This is a genomic window from Pseudomonas sp. 21LCFQ02 (assembly GCF_024129895.2).
In the GTDB taxonomy this organism is placed as follows: domain Bacteria; phylum Pseudomonadota; class Gammaproteobacteria; order Pseudomonadales; family Pseudomonadaceae; genus Aquipseudomonas.
This window is the reverse complement of sequence record NZ_CM178749.1, coordinates 305,093-326,383: the sequence shown is the minus strand read 5'-3', so window position 1 is coordinate 326,383 and position 21,291 is coordinate 305,093. Positions and strand designations below refer to the sequence as shown.

The following is a 21,291-nucleotide window of genomic DNA, read 5'->3' as shown; positions in this document are numbered from 1 at the left end:
CTGCCCGGTTCTGTAGGAGCAGCTTCAGCTGCGAAAGCTTTCGCGGCTGAAGCCGCTCCTATGGGGTTTACACGCAACCCGGTAACGGCCGGGCAGCGAACCGCTTCAACCGCGAACACGCCGCGCCAGCCCATGTAACAACGGCAACACTACCGCCCAGATTGCGGCCAGCAGCAACAGACTCGGCCACAGCCCCAGCGGCAACCCCACCCCCGCCAGTTGCGCCCCGGCGTAATACGACAGTGGCCCGCTTACTGCACCCAGCAAACTCCCCAGCCACCACGGCTTTGCTGTCCAGGCCAGGCAGTGGTTCAAGGTCGTGCCCAGTAGTGCCCAGAGCAGCATCAGCCACAGCGGTATCCATTGGCTGCCCGTACTGAAATCGAACACCCCAAGCCAGGTCAGGGCGCTGTCGAGCAAGGTGCCGAACAGCATCACGCTGAGCAGCAGGCGTATTTGCCCGTGACGCAGGATGTGCACGCCCAGAATCAGCGCCGCCAGCCACAACCAGTCCAGCACACAGGCGAACCAGCCCGCCTGGAACAGCAGGGCGTTGATGAGCTTGTCACGCATCAAGTTTGCCGAGCAGTGGCGAGCGTTGTGCCTGTGGCTTGGCCAGCAGCAGTTGTGCGGTGCCGATGGTTCGTTCGATGAAGCCGCCCTCGCAGTAGCACAGGTAGAACTCCCATAGGCGCAGGAAGTAATCGTCGTAGCCGAGTTCTTTCAACTGTGTGTGGGCCTGGCGGAAGTTGTCGTGCCACAGGCGCAGGGTTCGGGCGTAGTGCAGACCGAAATCCTCCATGTGCAGCAGATTCATGTCGGTGTCGCTGCCGACGATTTCCAGCATCTTGTGTACCGAAGGCAGCGCGCCGCCGGGGAATATATAGCGCTGGATAAAGTCCACATTGCGCCGTGCCTGCTCGTAGCGTTGTTCGCGGATGGTAATCGCCTGCAGCAACATCAGCCCGTCGGGCTTGAGCAGGCTGGCGCATTGCTTGAAATAGGTAGGCAAAAAGCGGTGGCCCACGGCTTCGATCATCTCGATGGACACCAGCTTGTCGTACTCGCCGCTCAGGTCGCGGTAGTCCTCCAGCAGCAGGGTCACCCGGTCCTGCAGGCCCAGATCAATCAGGCGCTGTTCGGTATAGGCGAACTGTTCTTTGGACAGGGTGGTGGTGGTCACCCGGCAGCCGTAGTGCTGCGCGGCATAAATCGCCATGCTGCCCCAGCCGGTGCCGATCTCCAGCAGATGGTCTTCGGGTTTGAGGTCAAGCTTCTGGCAGATGCGCTCCAGCTTGTTGAGCTGCGCCTGTTCCAGAGTGTCGTCGGCGCTGCGAAACTGCGCCGCCGAGTACATCATGGTCGGGTCGAGAAACTGTTCGAACAGGCGGTTGCCCAGGTCGTAATGCGCCTCGATGTTTTTCCGCGAGCCCTGGCGGGTATTGCGGTTGAGCCAGTGCAGGCCATGCAGCAGTGGCCGGGTCAGGCGCGCAAGCCCACCTTCCATGGCGTCCAGCACATCGAGGTTGCTGACGAAGATGCGTACCACGGCGGTAAGGTCAGGGGTGGTCCAATAGCCGTGGATAAACGCCTCGGCGGCACCAATCGAGCCATTGCTGGCGACCATGCCCCAGAGCGCGCTGTCGAGCACCTGAATCTCGCCTTGCAGCAACGCGCCGGCGCGGCCGAATACCTGACGCTCATTGCCTTCGACGATCACCAGTTGGCCTTGACGCAAGTTACCCAACTGGCGCAGTACGCCCTTGCGCAACAAACCTGCGGTCAGGCCATAGGTGGTCCGTGACGCGGAAAAACTACTGCTGAGGCTTTTCATGAGGTCTTTCCTTGGGAGGCATTGTGGCCGTGCGGTATTCGCCTTCGGCAGGTTGATGGTCGACAATCGGGATCCGTTTGAGCAGCAGGCGCAGGGCTTGCCAGTAGATGGCCAAGCAGGTTTTGGCGGTCATCCATGGAAAGGCCAGCAGGTAGCGGTGCAGGGTGCTGCGGCTGAGCGCCTGGCGTTGCAGGGTCAAGGTTGCATCAAAGACCTTCTGCTCGCCTTGCCAGTCCGCCATATGTACGCCCAGGCGTTCGGCGGCCGGGCTGAATTTCATGCGGTATTCCAGATCGCGGGGCATGAACGGCGAGACATGAAAGGCCTTGGCCACGGCAAAGTGTTGATGCCCCGTACCTTGAGCCGGCAGTACATAGTGATAACGCTCACGCCAGGGCGTATTGCTGACTTCACAGAGAATCGCTTGCAAGGCGCCGTTGCGGTCATGGCAATAGAAGAAACTCACCGGGTTGAACGCCAGACCCCAACTGCGCGCCTGGGTCAGCAGGCAGATGCGCCCGTCGGGCACTTTGCCCAGCGCCTCTGCGACGCGCTCGCGTACCGCATCGATCAGCGGTACGCCGCGGCCGGTCCAGGCCTTGAGGTAATCGGTTTCGCGGAACGAGAACGGAATGAAGCGCTGCTTGCCGGCCAGCGGGGAAAGGCCGAGTACCGCGTCCTGCTCGTCGAGGTCCAGGTACAGCAGCCCGATCCGGTAGCGAAACTGATGCCCGCGCGGCACGAAGCGCCGGTGGGCGATCCAGCCGCTGTACAGGGCGCTGTTCACAACGTTTCCCCAAAGGCTTCGGCCACCCGCAGCGCGCTGCTGACGCCGTCCTCATGAAACCCGTTGGCCCAGTAGGCGCCGCAATACCAGCTGTGGTTGGCACCTTTGAGTTCGGCCCAGCGTGCTTGCGCTGCTACGGCGGCCAGGCTGTATTGCGGGTGGGCGTAGCGGTAGCGGCCGAGGATCTTCGCCGGGTCGATGGCGCTCGTCTGATTGAGGCTGACGCAGAACGTGGTGTCGCTGTGCAGCCCTTGCAGGATGTTCATGTTGTAGGTGACCGCAGCCATCTGCTGCGGGTCGCCGCCGAGCCGGTAGTTCCAGCTGGCCCAGGCCAGGCGGCGGTCGGGCAGCAGGCGGGTGTCGGTGTGCAGCACCACGTCGTTCTCGGCATAGGGCAGGGCGCCAAGGATCTGCTGTTCGGCCGCGGTCGGTGCGGCCAGCATTTGCAGCGCCTGGTCGCTATGACAGGCAAACACCACCTGATCGAACCGCTCGCTGCCGGCGCCGCTGTGCAGCGTCACCCCGCCATCATCGCGCTCGACGCGCTGGACCGGGCAGTCCAGGCGGATACGCTCACGAAAACGGGCGGTCAGGGGGTCGATGTAGCTGCGCGAGCCGCCTTGGATGACTTGCCATTGCGGACGGTCTGTCACCGATAACAAACCGTGGTTCTTGAAGAAACGCACAAAGAACTGCAACGGAAAGCCGAGCATCTCGTTGAGCGACATCGACCAGATCGCCGAGCCCATGGGCACGATGTAGTGCTCGATAAAGCGCGTGCCATAGCCCTTGGCGCGCAGGTACTCGCCCAGCGTGGTGTCGGCGGCGATCCGCTGTTGCTCCAGGTCGGCAATGGCCTGGCGATTGAACCGCAGAATGTCGCGCAGCATGCCCCAGAACGCGGGCGACAGCAGGTTGCTGCGCTGGGCGAACAGGCTGTTTAGGTTATTGCCGTTGTATTCGGTGGCGGTTTTCGGGTCATGCACCGAAAAGCTCATTTCTGCCGGTTGATAAGCGACGCCCAACTGGCCGAGCAGGCGGATGAAGTTCGGGTAAGTCCAGTCGTTGAACACAATGAAGCCGGTATCGATGGCGTAATCACGGCCGCCGACCTGCACATCCACCGTGTGAGTGTGCCCGCCGATCCAGCTGGAGGCTTCGAAGACCGTCACCTCATGGCGGCGGTCAAGCAACCAGGCGCAGGTCAGGCCGGAAATACCAGAGCCGATCACGGCAATTTTCATTGAATGTCCTTATTCTCAGACGAAGAGGGCGAAGCGGCTGGCCGGGCCATGCGTTTGCCCAGCATCAGACGCAGGCGGGCCGGCAGCAACCCGAGCAGCCGCAGGCTGAAGATAAACAGCCACGGAAAGGCGATTTCCAGTGGGCGGCGGGGCCGTTGCAGGCGCTGGGCAATGTGCCGTGCGGCTTTTTCGACCGACCAGCGCATCGGCATCGGGAAGTCATTACGGGCAGTCAGTGGCGTGTCGACAAAACCTGGGCTGACCACGGTGACGTCAATCTGCTCATGGGCCAGGTCGACGCGCAGCGATTCGAGCAGGTAGCGCAGGCCGGCCTTGGACGCGCCATAAGCTTCGGCCCTTGGCAGGGCCAGAAAGGTTACCGCGCTGGCGACACCGACCAGATGCGGCCGCTGGCCCTGACGTAACAGCGGCAGCGCCTCCTGAATACACAGGCTGGTGGCGATCAGGTTGGTGCGGATTACCCGTTCCACCAGGCTGGCGTCGAAGCTGGACGTCTCGAGGTATTCACAGGTGCCGGCGTTGAGGATGGCGCTGTCCAGCGCGCCCCAGTGCTGCTGGATACGCTCACCCATCGCCTTTACCTGGGCGGCATCGGTAAGGTCACCGGGCACCAGCAGCGTCTGGCCGGGAAAGCGCCGCGCCAATGCCTCCAGCGGCTCGACGTTGCGCGCGGTCAAGGCCAACTGGTGGCCGTCTTGCAGCAGTTGCACCGCCAACGCATGGCCGATGCCGCTGCTGGCACCGGTCAACCAGACACGCCGCTTCATGCCAGCCTCCGCTTCAACCAGCCAATCACCCCGCCCAGCACTGGCAGGTGTTCATAAAGCAGGGCGCCGGCGTCGAAGTAATCGCGGTGGCGATACACCTTGTCGTGCCACAGCAGATGCGAGCAGCCTTCGACCTGCAGCAGCTTGCCGCCTTCCAGGCGCGGATGCCGGTAATGCATGGTCCACAGCAGATAACCGGCGCCGGGGCGCACTTCATCGAAGCCATGAAAGTCAAAGCTCAGCTCGCTGACATTGGCGTACAACTGGTCGAAATACTCGCGCATCTGTCCCAGCCCCTGCAGGTTGTGCAACGGGTCGCTGAAGCACACGTCCTCGCTGTACAACTGGCCAAGGCGGTCGAGGTTGTCTTTGTTCAGCGCCGCAAAGCCGTGGGCGAACTGCTGGAGGAAATCGCTCATCAATGCTCCTGGCTGACCTGCCGGTGAGGAAGATTCTTGAATGCCTCCAGGGCGCGGGTGCGGCTGGCGCTCAGGTCGACAATCGGTTGTGGGTAGCCTTGCACGCCAAACAGGCCGCCTGCCGCCGAGGGGTTATGCACCTCTTTTTTGTTCAGCCCGGCCAGCTCCGGCAACCACTGTTTGATAAAGCGGCCCTCGGGGTCGAATTTCTCTGACTGCGACAGCGGGTTGAAAATACGGAAGTACGGCGCCGAATCAGTGCCGGTGGACGAACTCCACTGCCAGCCGCCGTTATTGGCGGCCAGATCGCCGTCGATCAGATGACGCATGAAAAACCGCTCGCCCTCGCGCCAGTCGATCAGCAGGTTCTTGGTCAGGAACATTGCCACGACCATGCGCAGGCGATTGTGCATCCAGCCGGTTTCCAGCAATTGGCGCATCGCCGCATCAATGATAGGTATCCCGGTGCGGCCCTGCTGCCAGGCTTCAAGATCCCTGGGCGCGTTGCGCCAGCGCAGGGCTTCGGTTTCCAGGCGGAAGGCGCGGTGCCTGGACACCCGCGGGTAACCCACCAGGGTGTGCTTGTAGAACTCGCGCCACAGCAATTCGTTGATCCAGGTGACGCTGCCTTCGTTACCGCTCTCGAACTCACCCTGGTTGCTGTTAAGCGCGGCATGCAGGCACTGGCGGGGGGAAATTACCCCGGCGGCAAGATACGCCGAGAGCTGACTGGTGCCAGGCTTGGCCGGAAAGTCGCGCTCGCTCAGATAGTAGTGAATTTGCTCGTCACTGAACTGGTCAAGCCGCCGCCGGGCTTCGGCCTCGCCGGCCGGCCATAGCTCGCGCAGTGCCTGCGAGGGGGTGTCGAAGCCCTTGACCTGGTCCGGCACTGCATCGCTGCTGATCTGCAACGGCGGCTGCGCCTTGTGCAGGCGCTGCGGCTGGGGGATCGAGGTGTGCAGGCGTGCGTAACACACCTTGCGGAACTGGCTATAGACCTGAAAATACTGCCCGCTTTTGGTCAGAACGCTGCCCGGCGGGAACAGCAACTGGTCCAGGTGGCTGTGCCAGCCGATATCGGCTTTTTCCAGCGCCTGGCGCACCGCCTGGTCGCGGCTGCTCTCATTGACGCCATATTCCTCGTTGGCGTGCACGGCCTCGATCTTGAGTTCTTCGCACAACTTGAGCAGCACCTGCGGCGCCTTGTCCCAGGTATCGGCCTGGCGAATCAGCAGCGGTACATTCAACTTGCCCAAGGCTTTTTCCAGCTCGACCAGGTTGCGTAGCCAGAAATCCACTTTGCAGCCGGCATCGTCATGGCGCTGCCATTGGGCAGGGCTGAGCAGGAACAGCGCCACGGTCGGGCCTTTAGCCATCGCGGCGTTCAGGGCAGTGTTGTCATGTACGCGCAAGTCGCTGCGCAGCCAGAGCAGTTGCATGAAAAGTCCTCAGGATCGGGTTAGATAAGGCCGAGTCTGTTCAACTCGCCATAAGCCTCAAGCGGGTCACGGGCCAGGCTCAGATTGGCGATCCCGTGGGTGTATACGGGCAATTGGTCATGATGGATCACCACGGCCGGCCCGCTGAGCAGGATTGGGCAATGGATGTTGCCCAGCAGTTTGGGCAGTTGTGGCAGGTTCAGGGTTTTGCTGGCATACAGCAGCACGGCGCGAGGGCTCAGGTATTCACAGGCCAGGGCCAGTTCACCCACCGGTAACGGGCCGTCGAACACCTCCACCGGGCAGTCGGCGCTGCTGACCAGCCAGGCCGCCAGCCACAGGTGCGGCTCCATGGGCCGGTCCGACTGGTTGACCAGTAACACCACCGGGCCGCTGAGCTGACGGTTGTTGTGATAGATGCGGGCGCCGAACTTGCTGCGTAGCCAGGAATGGAAAAACATCCGCTCCATCTGGCTGCCGAACTGGCTTTGCCAGCGCTGTTCCAGATCGGCCAGCAGTGGTATCAGCAATTGCTCGCACAGGGTGCGTGGCGGGTACAGCGACATGGCCCGGTTGAACAGGTCATCGATGCGTCGTTCGGCCAGTTCGCTGATGGCCTGCAGCAGCGTCTGACGCAGCGTTTGCCAGTCGTTACCGGGGCTGACCGGGGCCGGGCTTTTACTGTCGAGCAAGGCCTTGACCTGACTGACCGCCACGCCACGGTCCAGCCAGGTGAGGATGGCCATGACCCGTTGCACGTGTTCATCGGAGTACAACCGGTGACCCTTGGCGGTGCGGTGCGGCACGATCAGCCCGTAGCGTCGCTCCCAGGCCCGCAAGGTCACAGCGTTGACCCCGGTCCGGCGGGCCACTTCACGAATGGGCAGCCAGTCGTTGGGCAAGTGCTCCGGTTGCGGTTGTTGCGCGGCGTCGTCGAGTGCGAGTGTGTTCATGATTCAGATAGCGTTTCGCAGGCTGAGCGGTTCCGGGTGCGGTTGCATATAAACCTGCAGCGCCACATACGGGTCCGGGTGTTGACGAAAATGATGCTTGAGCAGGGTCAGCGGCACGATCAGCGGCACGATGCCCTGGCGGTACTGGAGGATCAGGTCGTGCAATTCTTGCCGGGCATCGGCATCCAGGGTCTGCTTGAGGTAGCCGCTCAGGTGCTGCAGCACGTTGGTGTGGCTGCCGCGGGTGGCGCACTTCTTCAGGGCTTGCATCAGTTGGCTGAAATAATCCGGTCCGACCTGGTCGGGGTCGCTGCGGCCCATGCTGCCCAGCAGCTTGCCCAGCGCCCGGTATTGCTGCACGTCACAGGCCATGAGCTGGTACTTGTAGCGTGAGTGAAATTCGGTCAGGGCGCGGCGGCTCAGGCCCTGTGCGAGCAATTGCTGCCAGGCGGTGTAGGCGTAAACCCGGGTAATGAAATTCTCGCGCAGCACCGGGTCATTGAGGCGGCCGTCTTCCTCCACCGGCAGGTCGGGATGCTGCGCGCAGAATGCCTGGGCGTAAATCCCCCGGCTGCCGGTCTCGAATGGCGCGCCGTTGTCTCGGTAGACCTTGACCCGCTCCAGGCCGCAGGAGGGCGACTTCTGCATGAAGATGTAGCCGCTGATCCCGGTCATTGCCCCGGCCATGTGCTGGCCATACTCGGCCAGCTCACGGGTCACGTTGAGGTCTGTGTGTACGGTGCCCACCGCCTGCGGCGCGTCGGGGTCACCGACCAGGCGGATCGTCTCGCGCGGGATGCCCATGCCGATCGCCACTTCCGGGCAGGCGGGGATGAAGTCGAAGTAATCGCTGAGTGTGCGGGTGCACAGGTCCGATTGTTTGTGGCCACCGTTGTAACGAACTTCAACGCCCATCAGGCAGGCACTGACGCCCAGTTTGGGTTTATCGGTCACAGGCTGGAGCATTGCACACCTCAGAACTCAAGAACTTGTACAGATGACATTGCTTGTACAATCTGAGTTCATCTTAGATGTGGGGTTGTACAAGTCAAATTTTTTGTACAGGGTGCGGTTGTTGCCGTTGATCTTGATCTTCGAAGCGAGATGGCACAGACGACGCAGATCGCGACTTGGGTGCAGGCCGAAGGTAGGCGTCGATTCGGGGGAGAAACTGCCAGGGAAGCCAGCTTCTCGCCTAGCAGGGCGAATCCAGCAGATCAGTCAACGCGATGCAGGATTTTCCATCGGTCTAAATACCAATTCGCGGCTAAAGCGGATCGCCGCCCGGCCGCTCCTACTTCCAACCCATCTGCCAGCGCTGCGCATCCTGCAACACCTGCCAGGCCAGGCGCTCAGTACGTTGAGTCAGCACAGCCTGCAACTCGATCTCCAGCACCGTGCCTTCCTCGTCACGGAACAGTTCGGTGACCAGAAAGTGCTTTTCGCGATTCTGCGGGGTTGCTGCCGTCCACTTCGACAGCAGCAGTTTGCGGGGGTTGATGCGGTTCAACGGGCCAGATGCTCAATCAGTCGGTTTGCCGCTTGCTGGCCACTGAGCCAGGCCCCTTCGACGCGGCCCGACAGGCACCAGTCGCCACACACGTAGATGCCCAGGTCGGCATCGGACAGTGCGCCCCATTCATGCGTACCGGAAGGCCGCGCATACAACCAGCGATGCGCGAGGCTGAACACTGGCGCTGGCATAGCGCAACTGATCAGTTCGGCAAAGGCACCATGCAAGTGCTCGATCACTTGCTCTTTGGGCATGTCGACGTGCTCGCGGCTCCAGGTGCTGGTGGCGTGCAGCACCCAGGTATCGAGCTGGCCCTCACGCCCTGGCTTGCTACGGTTGCAGGCCAGCCAGTCGAGCGGGCTGTCCTGCACGAAGCAGCCTTGCAGCGGAGTATCAAGGGGCGTGCTGAACGCCAGTGCCACCGCCCAGGTCGGGTCCATCTTGACCCCGGCCACAACCGAGGCCAGTTTCGGTGCCCCGGCCAGCAAGGTGGTGGCCTGTGGCGCTGGCGTGGCGATGATCACGTGGCTGAACGGGCCATGGGTTTTGCCCTCGGCATCCTGCAGGCTCCAGTGACGGCTGCCGCGGAATACCTCGGTGATGCGGCAGGAAAAAGTCACCGGCAGATCGTCGAGCATAGCGCGGGTGATGGTGCTCATGCCGGGACTGCCGACCCAGCGCACCTGTTCATCCGGGGACGGGCTGAGCCGGCCGCCATGGTAGTTGTACAGCGAAGGTTTCCATTGCTCGACCCAGCCATTGGCTTGCCAGTGGTTGACGACGGCGACGAAACGACGGTCGCGGGCGGTGAAATACTGCGCGCCCATGTCCAGCGAGCCGGCATCACTGCGCTTGCTGGACATGCGTCCGCCGCTGCCGCGGCTTTTGTCGAAAAGGTGAACGGCATGCCCGGCGCTGGAGAGGGCCTGGGCGGCGGAGAGTCCGGCGATACCGGTACCGATGATTGCGATAGGTACAGTCATAGGGGCCTCGTTACCTTGTCTGCACAGACTACGCCGTCCTGAAAACCTGTACAATCTTCTTCGTTGGTATAAGTTGCAGCCGTTCACATATAAGGGCATGAAGGCACTGCAACTCGTACGGTCCGTAACGGTCAGTCTGTAGCTAATAGACAATGGGCCAACTGCCACGGTTCGGGCAGTAAAGCTCCAATCCTTTCAGGTGTGGCCTATGGTTCAGCAAAAGGGTTCACTGCAGAACATCAACAAGCACAGCCTGCAAGAAATAGACTACTTCAAGGCCATTAACGCCACTCAAGGATACCCCTCATGCACATCTTGCTGACCGGTGGTACAGGATTGATCGGTAAAGCGCTTTGCCAGTTCTGGCAGCAGCAAGGACATCAACTCACGGTCTGGAGCCGTCGCCCCGCCGAGGTGCGCAAGGTGTGCGGTGATGGGGTGCGAGGTATCGCCAAGCTCGCAGAACTCGATGGCCAGACGGTGGATGCGGTGGTCAACTTGGCCGGTGCGCCGATTGCCGACCGGCCCTGGACGCGCAAGCGGCGCTTGCTGCTCTGGGAAAGCCGGATTGGCCTCACCGAACAGTTGCTGGCCTGGCTTGAACGCCAGACGCAGCGGCCGCGAGTGCTGCTCTCAGGTTCCGCGGTGGGTTGGTATGGTGATGGCGGCGAGCGTGAACTGGACGAGGGCCAGCAACCGGTCAAGGACGATTTTGCCAGTCATTTGTGTCAGGCCTGGGAAGAAACTGCCCAGCGTGCCGAGCCGCTCGGGATGCGGGTGGTGCTGCTGCGCACCGGGCTGGTGTTGTCGGCTGACGGCGGGTTTGTCAAACGCATGCTGCCGCCGTTTCGTTGCGGTCTGGGCGGGCCGATTGGCAATGGCCGGCAGTGGATGCCGTGGGTGCATATCGACGACCAGATTGCGGCGATAGATTTTCTGTTGAACCACAGCGAAGCCCGCGGTCCTTATAATCTCTGCGCGCCAGCCCCGGTGCGCAACCGCGAGTTCGCCAAGACCCTGGGTAAAGTGCTGCACCGCCCGGCGTTGCTGCCGCTGCCGGCGCTGCCCCTGCGTATTGTGCTGGGCGAAATGTCTGACCTGTTGCTCGGCGGTCAGCGCACGCGCCCGGCACGCCTGCACGAGGCCGGGTTTGTTTTCCGTTTTACTGAACTGCACGATGCCTTGGGTAACGTGCTGGCTTCCTCTTCGAAATAGGACCTTGCATGACCGATCATGCGCTGTTGCTGATCAACCTGGGCTCGCCAGCCTCCACCAGCGTGGCTGACGTACGCCGTTACCTCAATCAGTTCCTGATGGACCCTTATGTGGTCGACCTGCCGTGGCCGATCCGCCGCCTGCTGGTGTCGCTGATCCTGATCAAGCGGCCCGAGCAGTCGGCGCATGCCTATGCGTCGATCTGGTGGGACGAGGGCTCGCCGTTGGTGGTGCTGAGCAAGCGTTTACAGGCGAAGATGCAGGCGCAGTGGCAGCATGGCCCGGTTGAACTGGCCATGCGCTATGGCGAGCCGTCCATTGAGTCGGTACTTGAGCGCCTGGCCGGCCAGGGCATCCGCCAGGTGACGCTGGTGCCGCTGTACCCGCACTTTGCCGACAGCACGGTGACCACGGCGATTGAAGAGGTCAAGCGGGTGGTGCGCGACAAAGGTCTGGACATGCAGTTCAACCTGCTGCCGCCGTTCTACGACCAGCCTGAATACCTTGAGGCACTGGTGCAGACCACCCGTCCGTACCTCGAGCAGCCTTACGACCACCTGTTGCTGAGCTTCCACGGCTTGCCGGAGCGCCACCTGCGCAAGCTCGACCCTACCGGTAAATTCCGCTTTCAGGATGATGAAGCCTGCATGAATGCCCCGGCTGAGGTACTGGCCACCAACTATCGGGCGCAGTGCATCCAGTCGGCAGCGGCGTTTGCCAAACTGGCGGGCATTGCGGATGGCAAATGGTCAGTGTCGTTCCAGTCGCGTCTGGGGCGCGACAAATGGATTGAACCCTACACTGAGCAACGGCTGGATGAATTGGCCAGCAAAGGTGTCAAGCGCCTGTTGGTCATGTGCCCGGCGTTTGTCGCTGACTGCATCGAGACCCTGGAAGAAATTGGCGACCGCGGTGCCGAACAGTTCAAGGAAGCTGGCGGTGATGAACTGGTACTGGTGCCGTGCCTGAACGACGATGAGCATTGGGCGGTGGCGCTCAATGCGCTCTGTGAGCGAACTGCCGCGCCTTTGTAAGCGCGCGGCCGCAGGGGCGTTTTTAACCGCAATACCGTTCGTTTAGGCGCCGCAAATCTTTGTGGGAACGAGCTCGCTCGTGAAGAGGCCGGTAAAGTCACAGCATCTGCTGCGAATGTGCCGGCCTCTTCGCTACCAAGGTAGCTCCCACCGGGGACATAAGGCACTTAACTGACCAGTATTGGTTTTAACCGCGAAGCTTTCGCAGCTGAAGCTGCTCCTACGAGGCTATCGCTCAGCGCCTTCAGGGTGCCTGGTCTTCCAGCGGCTTCTTCTTCCAGCCGTCATTACCCGGCAGGATCAGGTTGAGGAAGATCGCGGTGATCGCACACAGGGCGATGCCCTTGAGGCCAAAATCATCAGGGCCGGTGCCGGTGCCGATCAGTACGCCGCCGATACCGAACACCAACGTTACCGAGACAATCACCAGATTGCGTGCTTCGGCCATGTCCACCTGATGGCGGATCATGGTGTTGAGCCCCACCGCGGCGATAGATCCGAACAGCAGGCACAAAATACCGCCCATGACCGGCACCGGGATGCTCTGCAGCAGCGCGCCGAATTTGCCAACGAACGCCAGGCTGATGGCAAAGATCGCCGCCCAGGTCATGATTTTCGGGTTGTAGTTCTTGGTCAGCATCACTGCGCCGGTTACTTCGGCATAGGTGGTGTTGGGCGGACCGCCGAACAGGCCGGCTGAGGTCGTGGCAATACCGTCACCTAGCAGAGTGCGATGCAGGCCGGGTTTTTTCAGGTAGTCGCGGCCGGTCACGCTGCCCACCGCGATCACCCCGCCGATGTGCTCGATGGCCGGAGCCAGGGCCACCGGAACGATGAACAGGATCGCCTGCCAGTTGAATTCCGGCGCGGTGAAGTGCGGCATCGCCAGCCAGGGTGCGGCGGCGATCTTGGCGGTATCGACCACGCCAAACCAGAACGACATGCCAAAGCCCACCAGCACGCCAGCGATGATCGGCACCAGGCGGAAGATGCCTTTGCCGAACACCGCCACGATCAGCGTGGTCAGCAACGCCGGCATGGAGATCCACATGGCCGTCTGGTAATGAATCAGTTCGGCGCCGTCACCGGCCTTGCCCATCGCCATGTTGGCCGCGATCGGCGCCATGGCCAGGCCGATGGAGATCACCACCGGGCCGATCACCACCGGCGGCAGCATGCGGTCGATGAAACCGGTGCCCTTGATCTTTACTGCGATGCCCATGAAGGTGTAGACGAAGCCTGCCGCCATGACCCCGCCCATGGTCGCCGCCAGGCCGAACTGGCCCTTGGCAAGAATGATCGGGGTGATGAAGGCAAAGCTCGATGCCAGGAACACCGGCACCTGACGGCCAGTGACCAGTTGGAACAGCAGGGTGCCCAAACCTGCGGTAAACAGCGCAACGTTCGGGTCGAGTCCTGAAATCAGCGGCATCAGCACCAGGGCGCCGAACGCCACGAACAGCATCTGCGCCCCAGACAGCACCGTGCGCCACAGCGGGTCGTTGAACTCATCGTGTTTCATCGGCTCAGGCGTCCTTCTGCTTGGTGCCGAAGATCTTGTCGCCGGCATCGCCCAGGCCCGGGATGATGTAGCCGTGCTCGTTCAGGCGCTCGTCAATCGAGGCGGTGTACACCAGCACATCCGGGTGAGCCTTTTCGACGGCGGCAATGCCTTCTGGCGCGGCGACCAGGACCATGGCGCGAATCTCGCGGCAACCGGCCTTTTTCAGCAGGTCAATGGTGGCGACCATCGAGCTGCCAGTGGCCAGCATCGGGTCGATAATCATCGCCAGACGCTCGTCGATGCCGTCGACCAGCTTCTCCAGGTAGGTATGCGCTTGCAGGGTTTGCTCGTTACGGGCAACGCCTACGGCACTGACCTTGGCACCGGGAATCAGGCTGAGCACGCCGTCGAGCATGCCGATACCGGCACGCAGGATCGGCACGACGGTGATTTTCTTGCCGGCAATCTTCTCGACTTGCACCGGGCCGGCCCAGCCCGGAATTTCGTAGTTTTCCAGCGGCAGGTCGGCGGTTGCTTCATAGGTCAGCAGAGCGCCAACTTCCTGAGCCAGTTCGCGGAAATTCTTGGTGCTGATGTCGGCGCGGCGCATCAGGCCGAGCTTGTGGCGGATCAGCGGATGACGGATTTCACGGATGGGCATGGGAAAGGCTCCTGGATACGGGCAAAAAACGGCCTAGATTAATCGATCAAGCGGTGACTGTCTTACGCCGCTTGCAGTATTGTCTGACGCACTTGGCCTTCAATTGAGCAACATCGGCAACGTTAGTCGATATCTGCTTGCTCCGAGTCACCTGCTTGCGTACCTTTGCCGGTTTTTCTCATTGTTATCTGGAGCGATTCATGTCCGCTGATCTCGAGCATATCCGTCAAATCATGCGCGAGGCTGACTGCCTGTACACCGAAGCCGAAGTCGAGGCTGCCATCGCCCGGGTCGGCGCGCAGATCAATGCCGAACTGGCCGACAGCAATCCCGTGGTGTTCTGTGTGATGAACGGCGGCCTGATCTTTTCCGGCAAACTGCTGACTCACCTGAACTTCCCGCTGGAAGCGTCGTACCTGCACGCCACCCGCTACCGCAACGAAACCAGCGGCGGCGAGCTGTTCTGGAAGGCCAAGCCGGAAGTCTCGTTCATCGACCGTGACGTGCTGATCATCGACGACATCCTCGATGAAGGTCATACCCTGGGCGCAATCATCGATTTCTGTCGCCATGCCGGTGCCCGTGCAGTTCACACTGCCGTGCTGATCGATAAGGATCATGACCGCAAAGCACGGCCTGACCTGAAAGCCAACTATGTGGGCCTGCCGTGCATTGACCGCTATATCTTTGGCTATGGCATGGATTACAAAGGCTACTGGCGTAACGCCGCAGGCATTTATGCGGTCAAAGGAATGTAATTGACGGCCTGACTGCATGGCAGGTCAGGGATAAGGAGAGACAGGTAAATGAAATCGTTGATGATGACCGGTGCACTGACGCTGGCCCTGCTGGCGGATGCGGCGCTGGCCGCGCCGATGCACGAGCAATACCTGCCGCCTGACGACCTGAACCTGCGTGAGGGGCAGCCGGAGCAGCAACAACTGATGCTGGTCACTGAGTACTCGGTGGTGGTCGGCAACCAGCGACCGTCCAATCAGCAGCCGATACCTGTGACCGCGCCGCTGTCGATCAGCCTCAAAGGTAAACCGCTTAACAAAGGCGCGACCCTTAGCGAGGTGCAGATCCATTTCGATGGTGAAAGCAAAAGCCTGAAAAAGCCCAGCTTTGATCCGGCGACCCGTACCCTGACCCTGTCTTACCCGCAGTCGCACTACCGCACTCTGGTGGATCTGCTGCGCAATGAGAAGGTCTATTGCCAGTTTCTGACCTACGCCAACGGTCACGTCTGGGCCGATCTGCATACCGCAGGCACAAAGCCGCGTTGAGTGGTTTGGCTGGCAGATATAAACTGCCTGCCCCGTGAAAGTGAGCGCGACAGCTGGAGCCCGCAATGCGTAAAGACAAGAAGCAGATCATTGGTGACGAAATCGGCGACGAGCAGATCAAACTGTTCCTCGACTTTGAACCGTTCGACGCCACTTCGCCGTCGCTGCACAAACTCATCAAAGCCTATCGTGGCCTGCGTATCGACGACTTCGAGCGGTTTCTGGTGTTCTTCCGCGAAGCTGGCCTGGACCTGAACGGCAAAGACGAACAAGGCAACACCTTCGTCGACCTGATCAAGGACCAGCGCAACGCCGACGACTACATCGCCCTGATCGAACAAGCCCGCGCAGCAGCCTGAGCGGCAGACGGACTCGTGGCAGGGGCTTGAACTCAAGCCCCTCCTGCAAGCGTTCAGTTGCGCGGCTGATACGCCTTGCCGTAATGCCGCTCCATCCTTGCCTGCAACAACTCCAGCCCGATCGACATGATCCAGTACAACACCGCCGCGGTGGTCAGCATCTCGATGTAGCGATAACTCGAGCGCCCGTACGACTGCGCCAGAAACATCACCTCCCAAACCCCCATCACCGAAATCAGCGATGAATCCTTGAGCATCGAAATGAACTGATTGGTGGTCGGCGGAATAATCGTGCGCATCGCCTGAGGCAGGGTAATCAGCCAGAACACCTGCAGTGGCGTGAGCGCCATGGCCATGGCTGCTTCACGCTGCCCGGCCGCAACGCCGATGATGCCCGCCCGGAAAATCTCGCTCAGGTACGCGCCGTAGTTCAACGACAGCGCAATGATCCCGGCGGTCACCGCGCCCGGCACCACACCAATCTGCGGCAGCCCCAGATAAATCAACAGAATCTGGATCAGCAGCGGTGTGCCGCGAAAGAACGACGCATAGAAACTGGCGATCCCGAACGCCACCGCACTGCGCGACAAACGCGCCAGCGCGGCAACAAAGCCCAGCAGCACCGACACCGCAATCGAGCAGAGGCACACGAACAGGGTCAGCACCGCGCCTTGCAGAAAGCCGTTAGGGGCCAGGCTCAGGCCGATCAGGTTCGGCAACTTGTCGAGGATGATCGAGAACTTCAGATCGAAGCTCAGGAAAAAACCGGCAAACAGGGCGAACATCGTCGCCCAGGTCAGGTACAGCCGGGTCCGAAAACCGAACACGCGCTTGAGCAGGCTGGTCTTGGCCTGCGCAGGTGGGCGTTGTGAAGGAAACTGGGTCATTTACTGATATCGGCGCCGATCCACTTCTGCGACAGCTTGCTCAGGGTGCCGTCCTTCTTGAGTTCTTCGAACACCTCGCGGACCTTGGCATTCCATTCGGCATCGCCTTTCTCGATGGCGACGAAATTCGGCTCTTCATACAGTGCCGCGCCGGCCAGCTTGAAGCGCTTGTCCTGATCCAGACGCGGTTGGGCGGTAACCAGGTTGGTCAGTACGGCATCCAGGCGCTTGCCGGCACCCAGGCCCAGATCCTGAAACGCCACGTTATCGTTGTCATAAGGGGCGATCTGTACGTTTTCGAATGGGTACTCCAGCGGCTTGCCGGTGCTGCCTTCAATCACCAGGTTCTTGTTCAGGTAGCTTTCGTAGCTCGAAGCGCTGGTCAGGCCCACTTTCTTGCCGCTCAGATCCTTGGCCTCATGAATCCGCTCATCCTTGGCGTTGACCACGATTACCGCTGGCGAGGCGTAGTATTCCACCGGGAAGTCGAAGACCTCGGCGCGGGCCTGGCTCGGGGTCATCGAACAGATGCAGATGTCATAGCGACCGCTCCAGCGGCCGGCGGCGATCACGTCCCAGGAGGGGGTCTCGAAGCGCGCCTTGACGCCCAGCTTCGCGGCTACGGCCTTGGCGACATCGACGTCAAAACCATCAAGCTGGTTCTGATCATTGAGAAACGAGAACGGCGGGTAGCTTTCCATCAGCACATTGACCAGCTCTTTGTTGTCCTGCACCCGTTGCAGAGTGGCGCCCGCCAGAGCCTGGCTGGAGACGGTCAGGGCAAACAGGCCGATAGCTGCAAGCGCACGTAGTTTCACGTCAGATCCTCAAAAAATGGTTGTTGTTTGGATAAAGGCGCGTATTAAATACGTTATATAGGGCTCAATTCTAATGAGTCTTTTTCATATGTATATAAGCAGGTCAAATATGACTCAAGGTTCGACGGTAATTCTTGATGGCGGCATGGGCCGGGAACTGCAACGTCGTGGTGCGCCGTTCCGTCAGCCGGAGTGGTCGGCGCTGGCCCTGACCGAGGCGCCCGAGGCGGTAGTGGCGGTGCATGCGGCGTACATCCAGAGCGGTGCGCGGGTGATTACCAGCAACAGCTATGCGGTGGTGCCGTTTCATATCGGTGAGGAGCGTTTCGCTCGTGAAGGCCAGGCGCTGGCCACCACCGCCGGGCAACTGGCGCGCCAGGCCGCTGATGCCGCTGGCGGCCGGGCACTGGTGGCCGGCTCTTTGCCGCCACTGTTTGGCTCCTACCGTCCGGACCTGTTCGATGCCAGCCGTGCCGACGAGATCCTCCAGCCACTGGTGCGTGGCCTGGCGGCGCACGTCGACCTGTGGCTGGCAGAAACCCAGAGCGCAATTGTCGAAGCGCGGACCATCCGCGCTGGCCTGCCGGCTGACGGCAAGCCGTTCTGGCTGTCGTTCACTCTGCAGGATGAAGACACCGATGACACCCCGCGGCTGCGCTCCGGCGAGCCGGTGGCCGATGCCGCGCGAGCGGCGGCCGAGCTGGGTGCTGCAACCCTGCTGTTCAACTGCAGCCAGCCGGAAGTGATCGGCGCGGCGATTGATACCGCCCGCGCGGTGTTTGCCGAGCTGAATGTGCAAATCGGGGTAGGGGCCTATGCCAACGCCTTCCCGCCACAGCCCAAGGACGCCACCGCCAACGATGGTCTGGATGAGCTGCGCGAAGACCTCGACCCGCAGGGCTACCAGCAATGGGCCGCCGATTGGGTCAAACGTGGCGCGACCCATATCGGCGGCTGCTGTGGAATCGGCCCGGAGCACATCGCTGTCTTGGCCGAGAGCCTCTGAAAGCCCGCGATGTGACGGCGCTCACTCGGGTCCGGTAGGAGCGGCTTCAGCCGCGAATCCAGCTAAAAAAACAAAACCCCGTGGCTCACTGAGCGCACGGGGTTTTGTTTATTCGGCTTTAAAGGCATCAGGCGATGCTTTGTGCCTCGGTCTGCTGCTGCTCGATCAGCCCCAGGGCCTTGTCGCTCTGGGTGCTGATGCGCTTGTACAGCTGGGCATCGCTGGCCAGCTCTTTTTCGCGAGCCGGGAAGATCTCGTTGAGCTTGGCGCTCCACGCACCCTTGGCTTGTTCAGGGAAGCAGCGTTCGATCAGGTCGAGCATGATCGATACGGTCACCGATGCACCCGGCGACGCACCGAGCAGGGCGGCCAGCGAGCCATCAGCGGCCGAGACCAGCTCGGTGCCGAATTGCAGCACGCCGCCTTTTTTGGCGTCTTTCTTGATGATCTGCACGCGCTGGCCGGCAATCTCCAGGCGCCAGTCTTCGGCCTTGACCTGCGGGTAGAAGCGGCGCAGCGAATCCAGGCGCTGTTCCATGGTCTGGCGCACTTCGCTGATCAGGTACTTGGTCAGGTCCATGTTGTCGCGGGCCACCGACAGCATCGGCTTGATGTTCGACAGGCGCACCGAGAACGGCAGGTCCATGAACGAGCCGTGCTTGAGGAACTTGGTGGTGAAGCCGGCGAACGGGCCGAACAGCAGCGAAGTCTTGCCGTCCACCACGCGGGTGTCGAGGTGCGGAACCGACATCGGCGGCGAACCTACGGCGGCCTGGCTGTAGACCTTGGCCTGGTGATGCTTGACCACTTCAGGATTGTCGCAGCGCAGCCACTGGCCGCTGACCGGGAAGCCGCCAAAGCCTTTGCCTTCTTCGATACCGGACATCTGCAGCAGTTGCAGCGCAGCGCCACCGGCACCGAGGAATACGAAGCGGGCGTCGATCTCACGGCTGCTGCCGTTGTTGACGTCCTTGACGGTGACGGTCCAGCCCTTGCCATTGCGGGTCAGGTCGGTGACGCGCTTGTTGTACTTGACCTGGGCATCGGGCTCGCTGGCCAGGTGCTTGAGCAGCTGGTTGGTCAGAGCGCCGAAGTTGACGTCAGTACCATTGGCCATGTGGGTGGCGGACAGCTTCTGATCGGCTGGGCGGCCGGCCATCATCAGCGGCATCCACTCGGTCATCTTGCTGTGGTCTTCGGTGTACTGCATCGAGGCGAAGGCGTGATGCTGGCGCAGGGCCTCGAAACGCGCCTTGAGGAACGACATGTCTTTCTCGCCCTGCACGTAGCTCAGGTGCGGGACGGGATTGATAAAGGTGCGGGTCGTTTCGAAGCTGCCCTTGCGCACCAGATAGGACCAGAATTGCTTCGAAACCTCGAACTGGGTGTTGATGTGCACGGCTTTTTTGATGTCGACCGAACCGTCGGCAGCCTGCGGGGTGTAGTTCAGTTCGCACAGCCCGGCGTGACCGGTGCCGGCGTTGTTCCACGGGTTGGAACTTTCCGCAGCGCCGGAGTCCATCAGTTCGACGACCTCCAGTTTCAGGCTGGGGTCGAGCTCTTTGAGCAGTACCGCCAGAGTGGCACTCATGATGCCGGCTCCGACCAATACCACGTCGACTGCTTCGTTATGCGCCATTAACGCGTCTCCAAAATCTGCTGCACCCAATTGACGGCCTGCGATCCCGAGGCTGGATGCCAGGTATTGAGGGCATGAACCGCATTCATGCTACGCACGTCCTGGCCGGGATCGAGGGTCCGATTCTTCGCAATGTTTTGCATCTCTCGCGCAGGCCCCGGTCAGACTGTTCAAGGGTTCATAATGACTATGAACGCATTTTCCAGCATGCCGGGCCATTCGACCATCGTCAGGACGCTGCGCAGCGACGTTCGACCCTGCCGGGTGAGGCCGACGGAAACGTTAAAGGTACATCTTCAAACCTGTTCATGTGCTCGCCACACTCTTGGAAGTTGTGAAACCCGTTATTTCGCGCTCTTTTGGACACGCGAACCAAACCTCAAAAAGGGCTGCGAGGGCAGCTCTGGCATGCCCGGCTATCACAGATGAGACGGCGGCGGCGGGAAAGGTTCGATCGGATTCGAGCCATTGCCTACCAGCCATCGAATTATCGCGATGCAAGCGGACTGCGTGGGCGGCTCTCTGTGGGCGTTGCGGGGGAGCTAATTTCGTGGATTAGCGATGCAGCGAGGCCCGATCAGGAGACGTCCTTATAATCGGGGGGAGATTATAGCGATGAAACATCGGGAATTGATCGGCCTGTTTGACTTTTATCGCGATTAATTCAGGCAGCCAGCAGCTCACGTGCTACCAAACGGTCTGCACGCGGTGCAATCCGGGCGCTGGCGGGCAGAGGCTGGCCGAGCCACGCCATGCGTTGTTCAGTCACTTCGACCCATTCATTGCCTGCCGGCGCCTGGCTGCAGTGCTTCAGTGCACGGCAGATACCCTGCTGGTCGATGCGGGCATAGTGGCGAAGGGCAGGGCGGACGCTGAACAGAGACTGGAAAAAGCCCATGACGGTGCTCTCGTTTGTTGATTG

Annotated in this window: 23 protein-coding genes; 6 read left to right on the top strand and 17 right to left on the bottom strand. The window is 61.2% G+C overall.

Annotated elements, in window-relative coordinates; all coding sequences use genetic code 11:
• Window positions 1-105: 105 nt before the first annotated feature.
• From NJC40_RS01555 to NJC40_RS01505, 11 genes are all read right to left on the bottom strand, one after another.
• Window positions 106-573 (bottom strand): DUF2878 domain-containing protein, encoded by a 468-nt coding sequence (locus tag NJC40_RS01555; RefSeq protein WP_253140579.1) that lies wholly within the window; start codon window positions 571-573, stop codon window positions 106-108.
• Window positions 566-1,834 (bottom strand): SAM-dependent methyltransferase, encoded by a 1,269-nt coding sequence (locus NJC40_RS01550; protein WP_253140578.1) that lies wholly within the window; start codon window positions 1,832-1,834, stop codon window positions 566-568. The genes NJC40_RS01555 and NJC40_RS01550 overlap by 8 nt, the downstream gene beginning before the upstream one ends.
• Window positions 1,815-2,621: a DUF1365 domain-containing protein gene (locus NJC40_RS01545; protein ID WP_253140577.1), complete on the bottom strand. Its 807-nt coding sequence runs from the start codon at window positions 2,619-2,621 to the stop codon at window positions 1,815-1,817. The genes NJC40_RS01550 and NJC40_RS01545 overlap by 20 nt, the downstream gene beginning before the upstream one ends.
• Window positions 2,618-3,865 (bottom strand): NAD(P)/FAD-dependent oxidoreductase, encoded by a 1,248-nt coding sequence (locus NJC40_RS01540; protein WP_253111727.1) that lies wholly within the window; start codon window positions 3,863-3,865, stop codon window positions 2,618-2,620. The genes NJC40_RS01545 and NJC40_RS01540 overlap by 4 nt, the downstream gene beginning before the upstream one ends.
• The gene (locus tag NJC40_RS01535; RefSeq protein WP_253140576.1) at window positions 3,862-4,653 is read right to left on the bottom strand and encodes an SDR family NAD(P)-dependent oxidoreductase; all 792 of its coding nucleotides are present in this window, start codon (window positions 4,651-4,653) and stop codon (window positions 3,862-3,864) included. Before NJC40_RS01535 ends, NJC40_RS01540 begins: the two co-directional genes overlap by 4 nt.
• On the bottom strand, window positions 4,650-5,072 hold the full coding sequence (locus tag NJC40_RS01530; RefSeq protein WP_045483176.1) for a nuclear transport factor 2 family protein: 423 nt from the start codon (window positions 5,070-5,072) through the stop codon (window positions 4,650-4,652). Before NJC40_RS01530 ends, NJC40_RS01535 begins: the two co-directional genes overlap by 4 nt.
• The gene (gene phrB / locus NJC40_RS01525) at window positions 5,072-6,511 is read right to left on the bottom strand and encodes a deoxyribodipyrimidine photo-lyase (protein ID WP_045483173.1); all 1,440 of its coding nucleotides are present in this window, start codon (window positions 6,509-6,511) and stop codon (window positions 5,072-5,074) included. Before phrB ends, NJC40_RS01530 begins: the two co-directional genes overlap by 1 nt.
• 20 nt (window positions 6,512-6,531) lie before the next feature.
• The gene (locus NJC40_RS01520) at window positions 6,532-7,464 is read right to left on the bottom strand and encodes a MerR family transcriptional regulator (RefSeq protein ID WP_253140575.1); all 933 of its coding nucleotides are present in this window, start codon (window positions 7,462-7,464) and stop codon (window positions 6,532-6,534) included.
• Window positions 7,465-7,467: 3 nt separating this feature from the next.
• Complete coding sequence (locus tag NJC40_RS01515; RefSeq protein ID WP_045483167.1) at window positions 7,468-8,430, bottom strand: YbgA family protein; 963 nt, start codon at window positions 8,428-8,430, stop codon at window positions 7,468-7,470.
• Between the two features lie 328 nt (window positions 8,431-8,758).
• A complete protein-coding gene (locus tag NJC40_RS01510; protein ID WP_253140574.1) occupies window positions 8,759-8,974 on the bottom strand; it encodes a TIGR02450 family Trp-rich protein in 216 nt (71 codons plus the stop codon).
• Complete coding sequence (locus tag NJC40_RS01505) at window positions 8,971-9,960, bottom strand: NAD(P)/FAD-dependent oxidoreductase (RefSeq protein ID WP_045483161.1); 990 nt, start codon at window positions 9,958-9,960, stop codon at window positions 8,971-8,973. The genes NJC40_RS01510 and NJC40_RS01505 overlap by 4 nt, the downstream gene beginning before the upstream one ends.
• Before the next feature lie 306 nt (window positions 9,961-10,266).
• Between NJC40_RS01505 and NJC40_RS01500 the strand changes: the two genes are divergently transcribed.
• Complete coding sequence (locus NJC40_RS01500; protein ID WP_045483157.1) at window positions 10,267-11,175, top strand: TIGR01777 family oxidoreductase; 909 nt, start codon at window positions 10,267-10,269, stop codon at window positions 11,173-11,175.
• An 8-nt stretch (window positions 11,176-11,183) separates the two neighbouring features.
• Window positions 11,184-12,209 (top strand): ferrochelatase, encoded by a 1,026-nt coding sequence (gene hemH / locus NJC40_RS01495; protein ID WP_253140573.1) that lies wholly within the window; start codon window positions 11,184-11,186, stop codon window positions 12,207-12,209.
• Window positions 12,210-12,453: 244 nt separating this feature from the next.
• On the opposite strand, the gene NJC40_RS01490 is transcribed toward hemH, so the two are convergent.
• Both NJC40_RS01490 and upp read right to left on the bottom strand, forming a co-directional pair.
• Complete coding sequence (locus NJC40_RS01490) at window positions 12,454-13,731, bottom strand: uracil-xanthine permease family protein (protein WP_045483151.1); 1,278 nt, start codon at window positions 13,729-13,731, stop codon at window positions 12,454-12,456.
• A gap of 4 nt (window positions 13,732-13,735) precedes the next feature.
• Window positions 13,736-14,374 (bottom strand): uracil phosphoribosyltransferase, encoded by a 639-nt coding sequence (gene upp / locus NJC40_RS01485; protein WP_045483148.1) that lies wholly within the window; start codon window positions 14,372-14,374, stop codon window positions 13,736-13,738.
• Between the two features lie 200 nt (window positions 14,375-14,574).
• On the opposite strand from upp, the gene NJC40_RS01480 reads away from it, so the two are divergent.
• The 3 genes from NJC40_RS01480 to NJC40_RS01470 all read left to right on the top strand — a co-directional run bounded on the left by NJC40_RS01480 (window position 14,575) and on the right by NJC40_RS01470 (window position 16,019).
• Window positions 14,575-15,132, top strand: a complete 558-nt coding sequence (locus NJC40_RS01480) for a hypoxanthine-guanine phosphoribosyltransferase (protein ID WP_045483145.1) — start codon at window positions 14,575-14,577, stop codon at window positions 15,130-15,132.
• Window positions 15,133-15,180: 48 nt separating this feature from the next.
• A complete protein-coding gene (locus NJC40_RS01475) occupies window positions 15,181-15,660 on the top strand; it encodes a hypothetical protein (protein WP_045483142.1) in 480 nt (159 codons plus the stop codon).
• A 65-nt stretch (window positions 15,661-15,725) separates the two neighbouring features.
• The gene (locus NJC40_RS01470) at window positions 15,726-16,019 is read left to right on the top strand and encodes a PA4642 family protein (RefSeq protein WP_253111735.1); all 294 of its coding nucleotides are present in this window, start codon (window positions 15,726-15,728) and stop codon (window positions 16,017-16,019) included.
• 53 nt (window positions 16,020-16,072) lie between these two features.
• On the opposite strand, the gene NJC40_RS01465 is transcribed toward NJC40_RS01470, so the two are convergent.
• A complete protein-coding gene (locus NJC40_RS01465; RefSeq protein ID WP_253140572.1) occupies window positions 16,073-16,906 on the bottom strand; it encodes an amino acid ABC transporter permease in 834 nt (277 codons plus the stop codon).
• The gene (locus NJC40_RS01460) at window positions 16,903-17,724 is read right to left on the bottom strand and encodes an ABC transporter substrate-binding protein (RefSeq protein ID WP_045483136.1); all 822 of its coding nucleotides are present in this window, start codon (window positions 17,722-17,724) and stop codon (window positions 16,903-16,905) included. The genes NJC40_RS01465 and NJC40_RS01460 overlap by 4 nt, the downstream gene beginning before the upstream one ends.
• Window positions 17,725-17,833: 109 nt before the next feature.
• Between NJC40_RS01460 and NJC40_RS01455 the strand changes: the two genes are divergently transcribed.
• The gene (locus NJC40_RS01455) at window positions 17,834-18,730 is read left to right on the top strand and encodes a homocysteine S-methyltransferase family protein (protein ID WP_253140571.1); all 897 of its coding nucleotides are present in this window, start codon (window positions 17,834-17,836) and stop codon (window positions 18,728-18,730) included.
• Window positions 18,731-18,857: 127 nt separating this feature from the next.
• Here the strand turns inward: NJC40_RS01455 and mqo are convergent, their stop codons facing one another.
• Both mqo and NJC40_RS01445 read right to left on the bottom strand, forming a co-directional pair.
• Window positions 18,858-20,369, bottom strand: coding sequence for a malate dehydrogenase (quinone) (gene mqo, locus NJC40_RS01450; RefSeq protein WP_253140570.1), 1,512 nt, complete (start codon window positions 20,367-20,369; stop codon window positions 18,858-18,860).
• A gap of 664 nt (window positions 20,370-21,033) precedes the next feature.
• Complete coding sequence (locus tag NJC40_RS01445; protein WP_045483128.1) at window positions 21,034-21,267, bottom strand: hypothetical protein; 234 nt, start codon at window positions 21,265-21,267, stop codon at window positions 21,034-21,036.
• Between the last annotated feature and the right edge of the window lie 24 nt (window positions 21,268-21,291).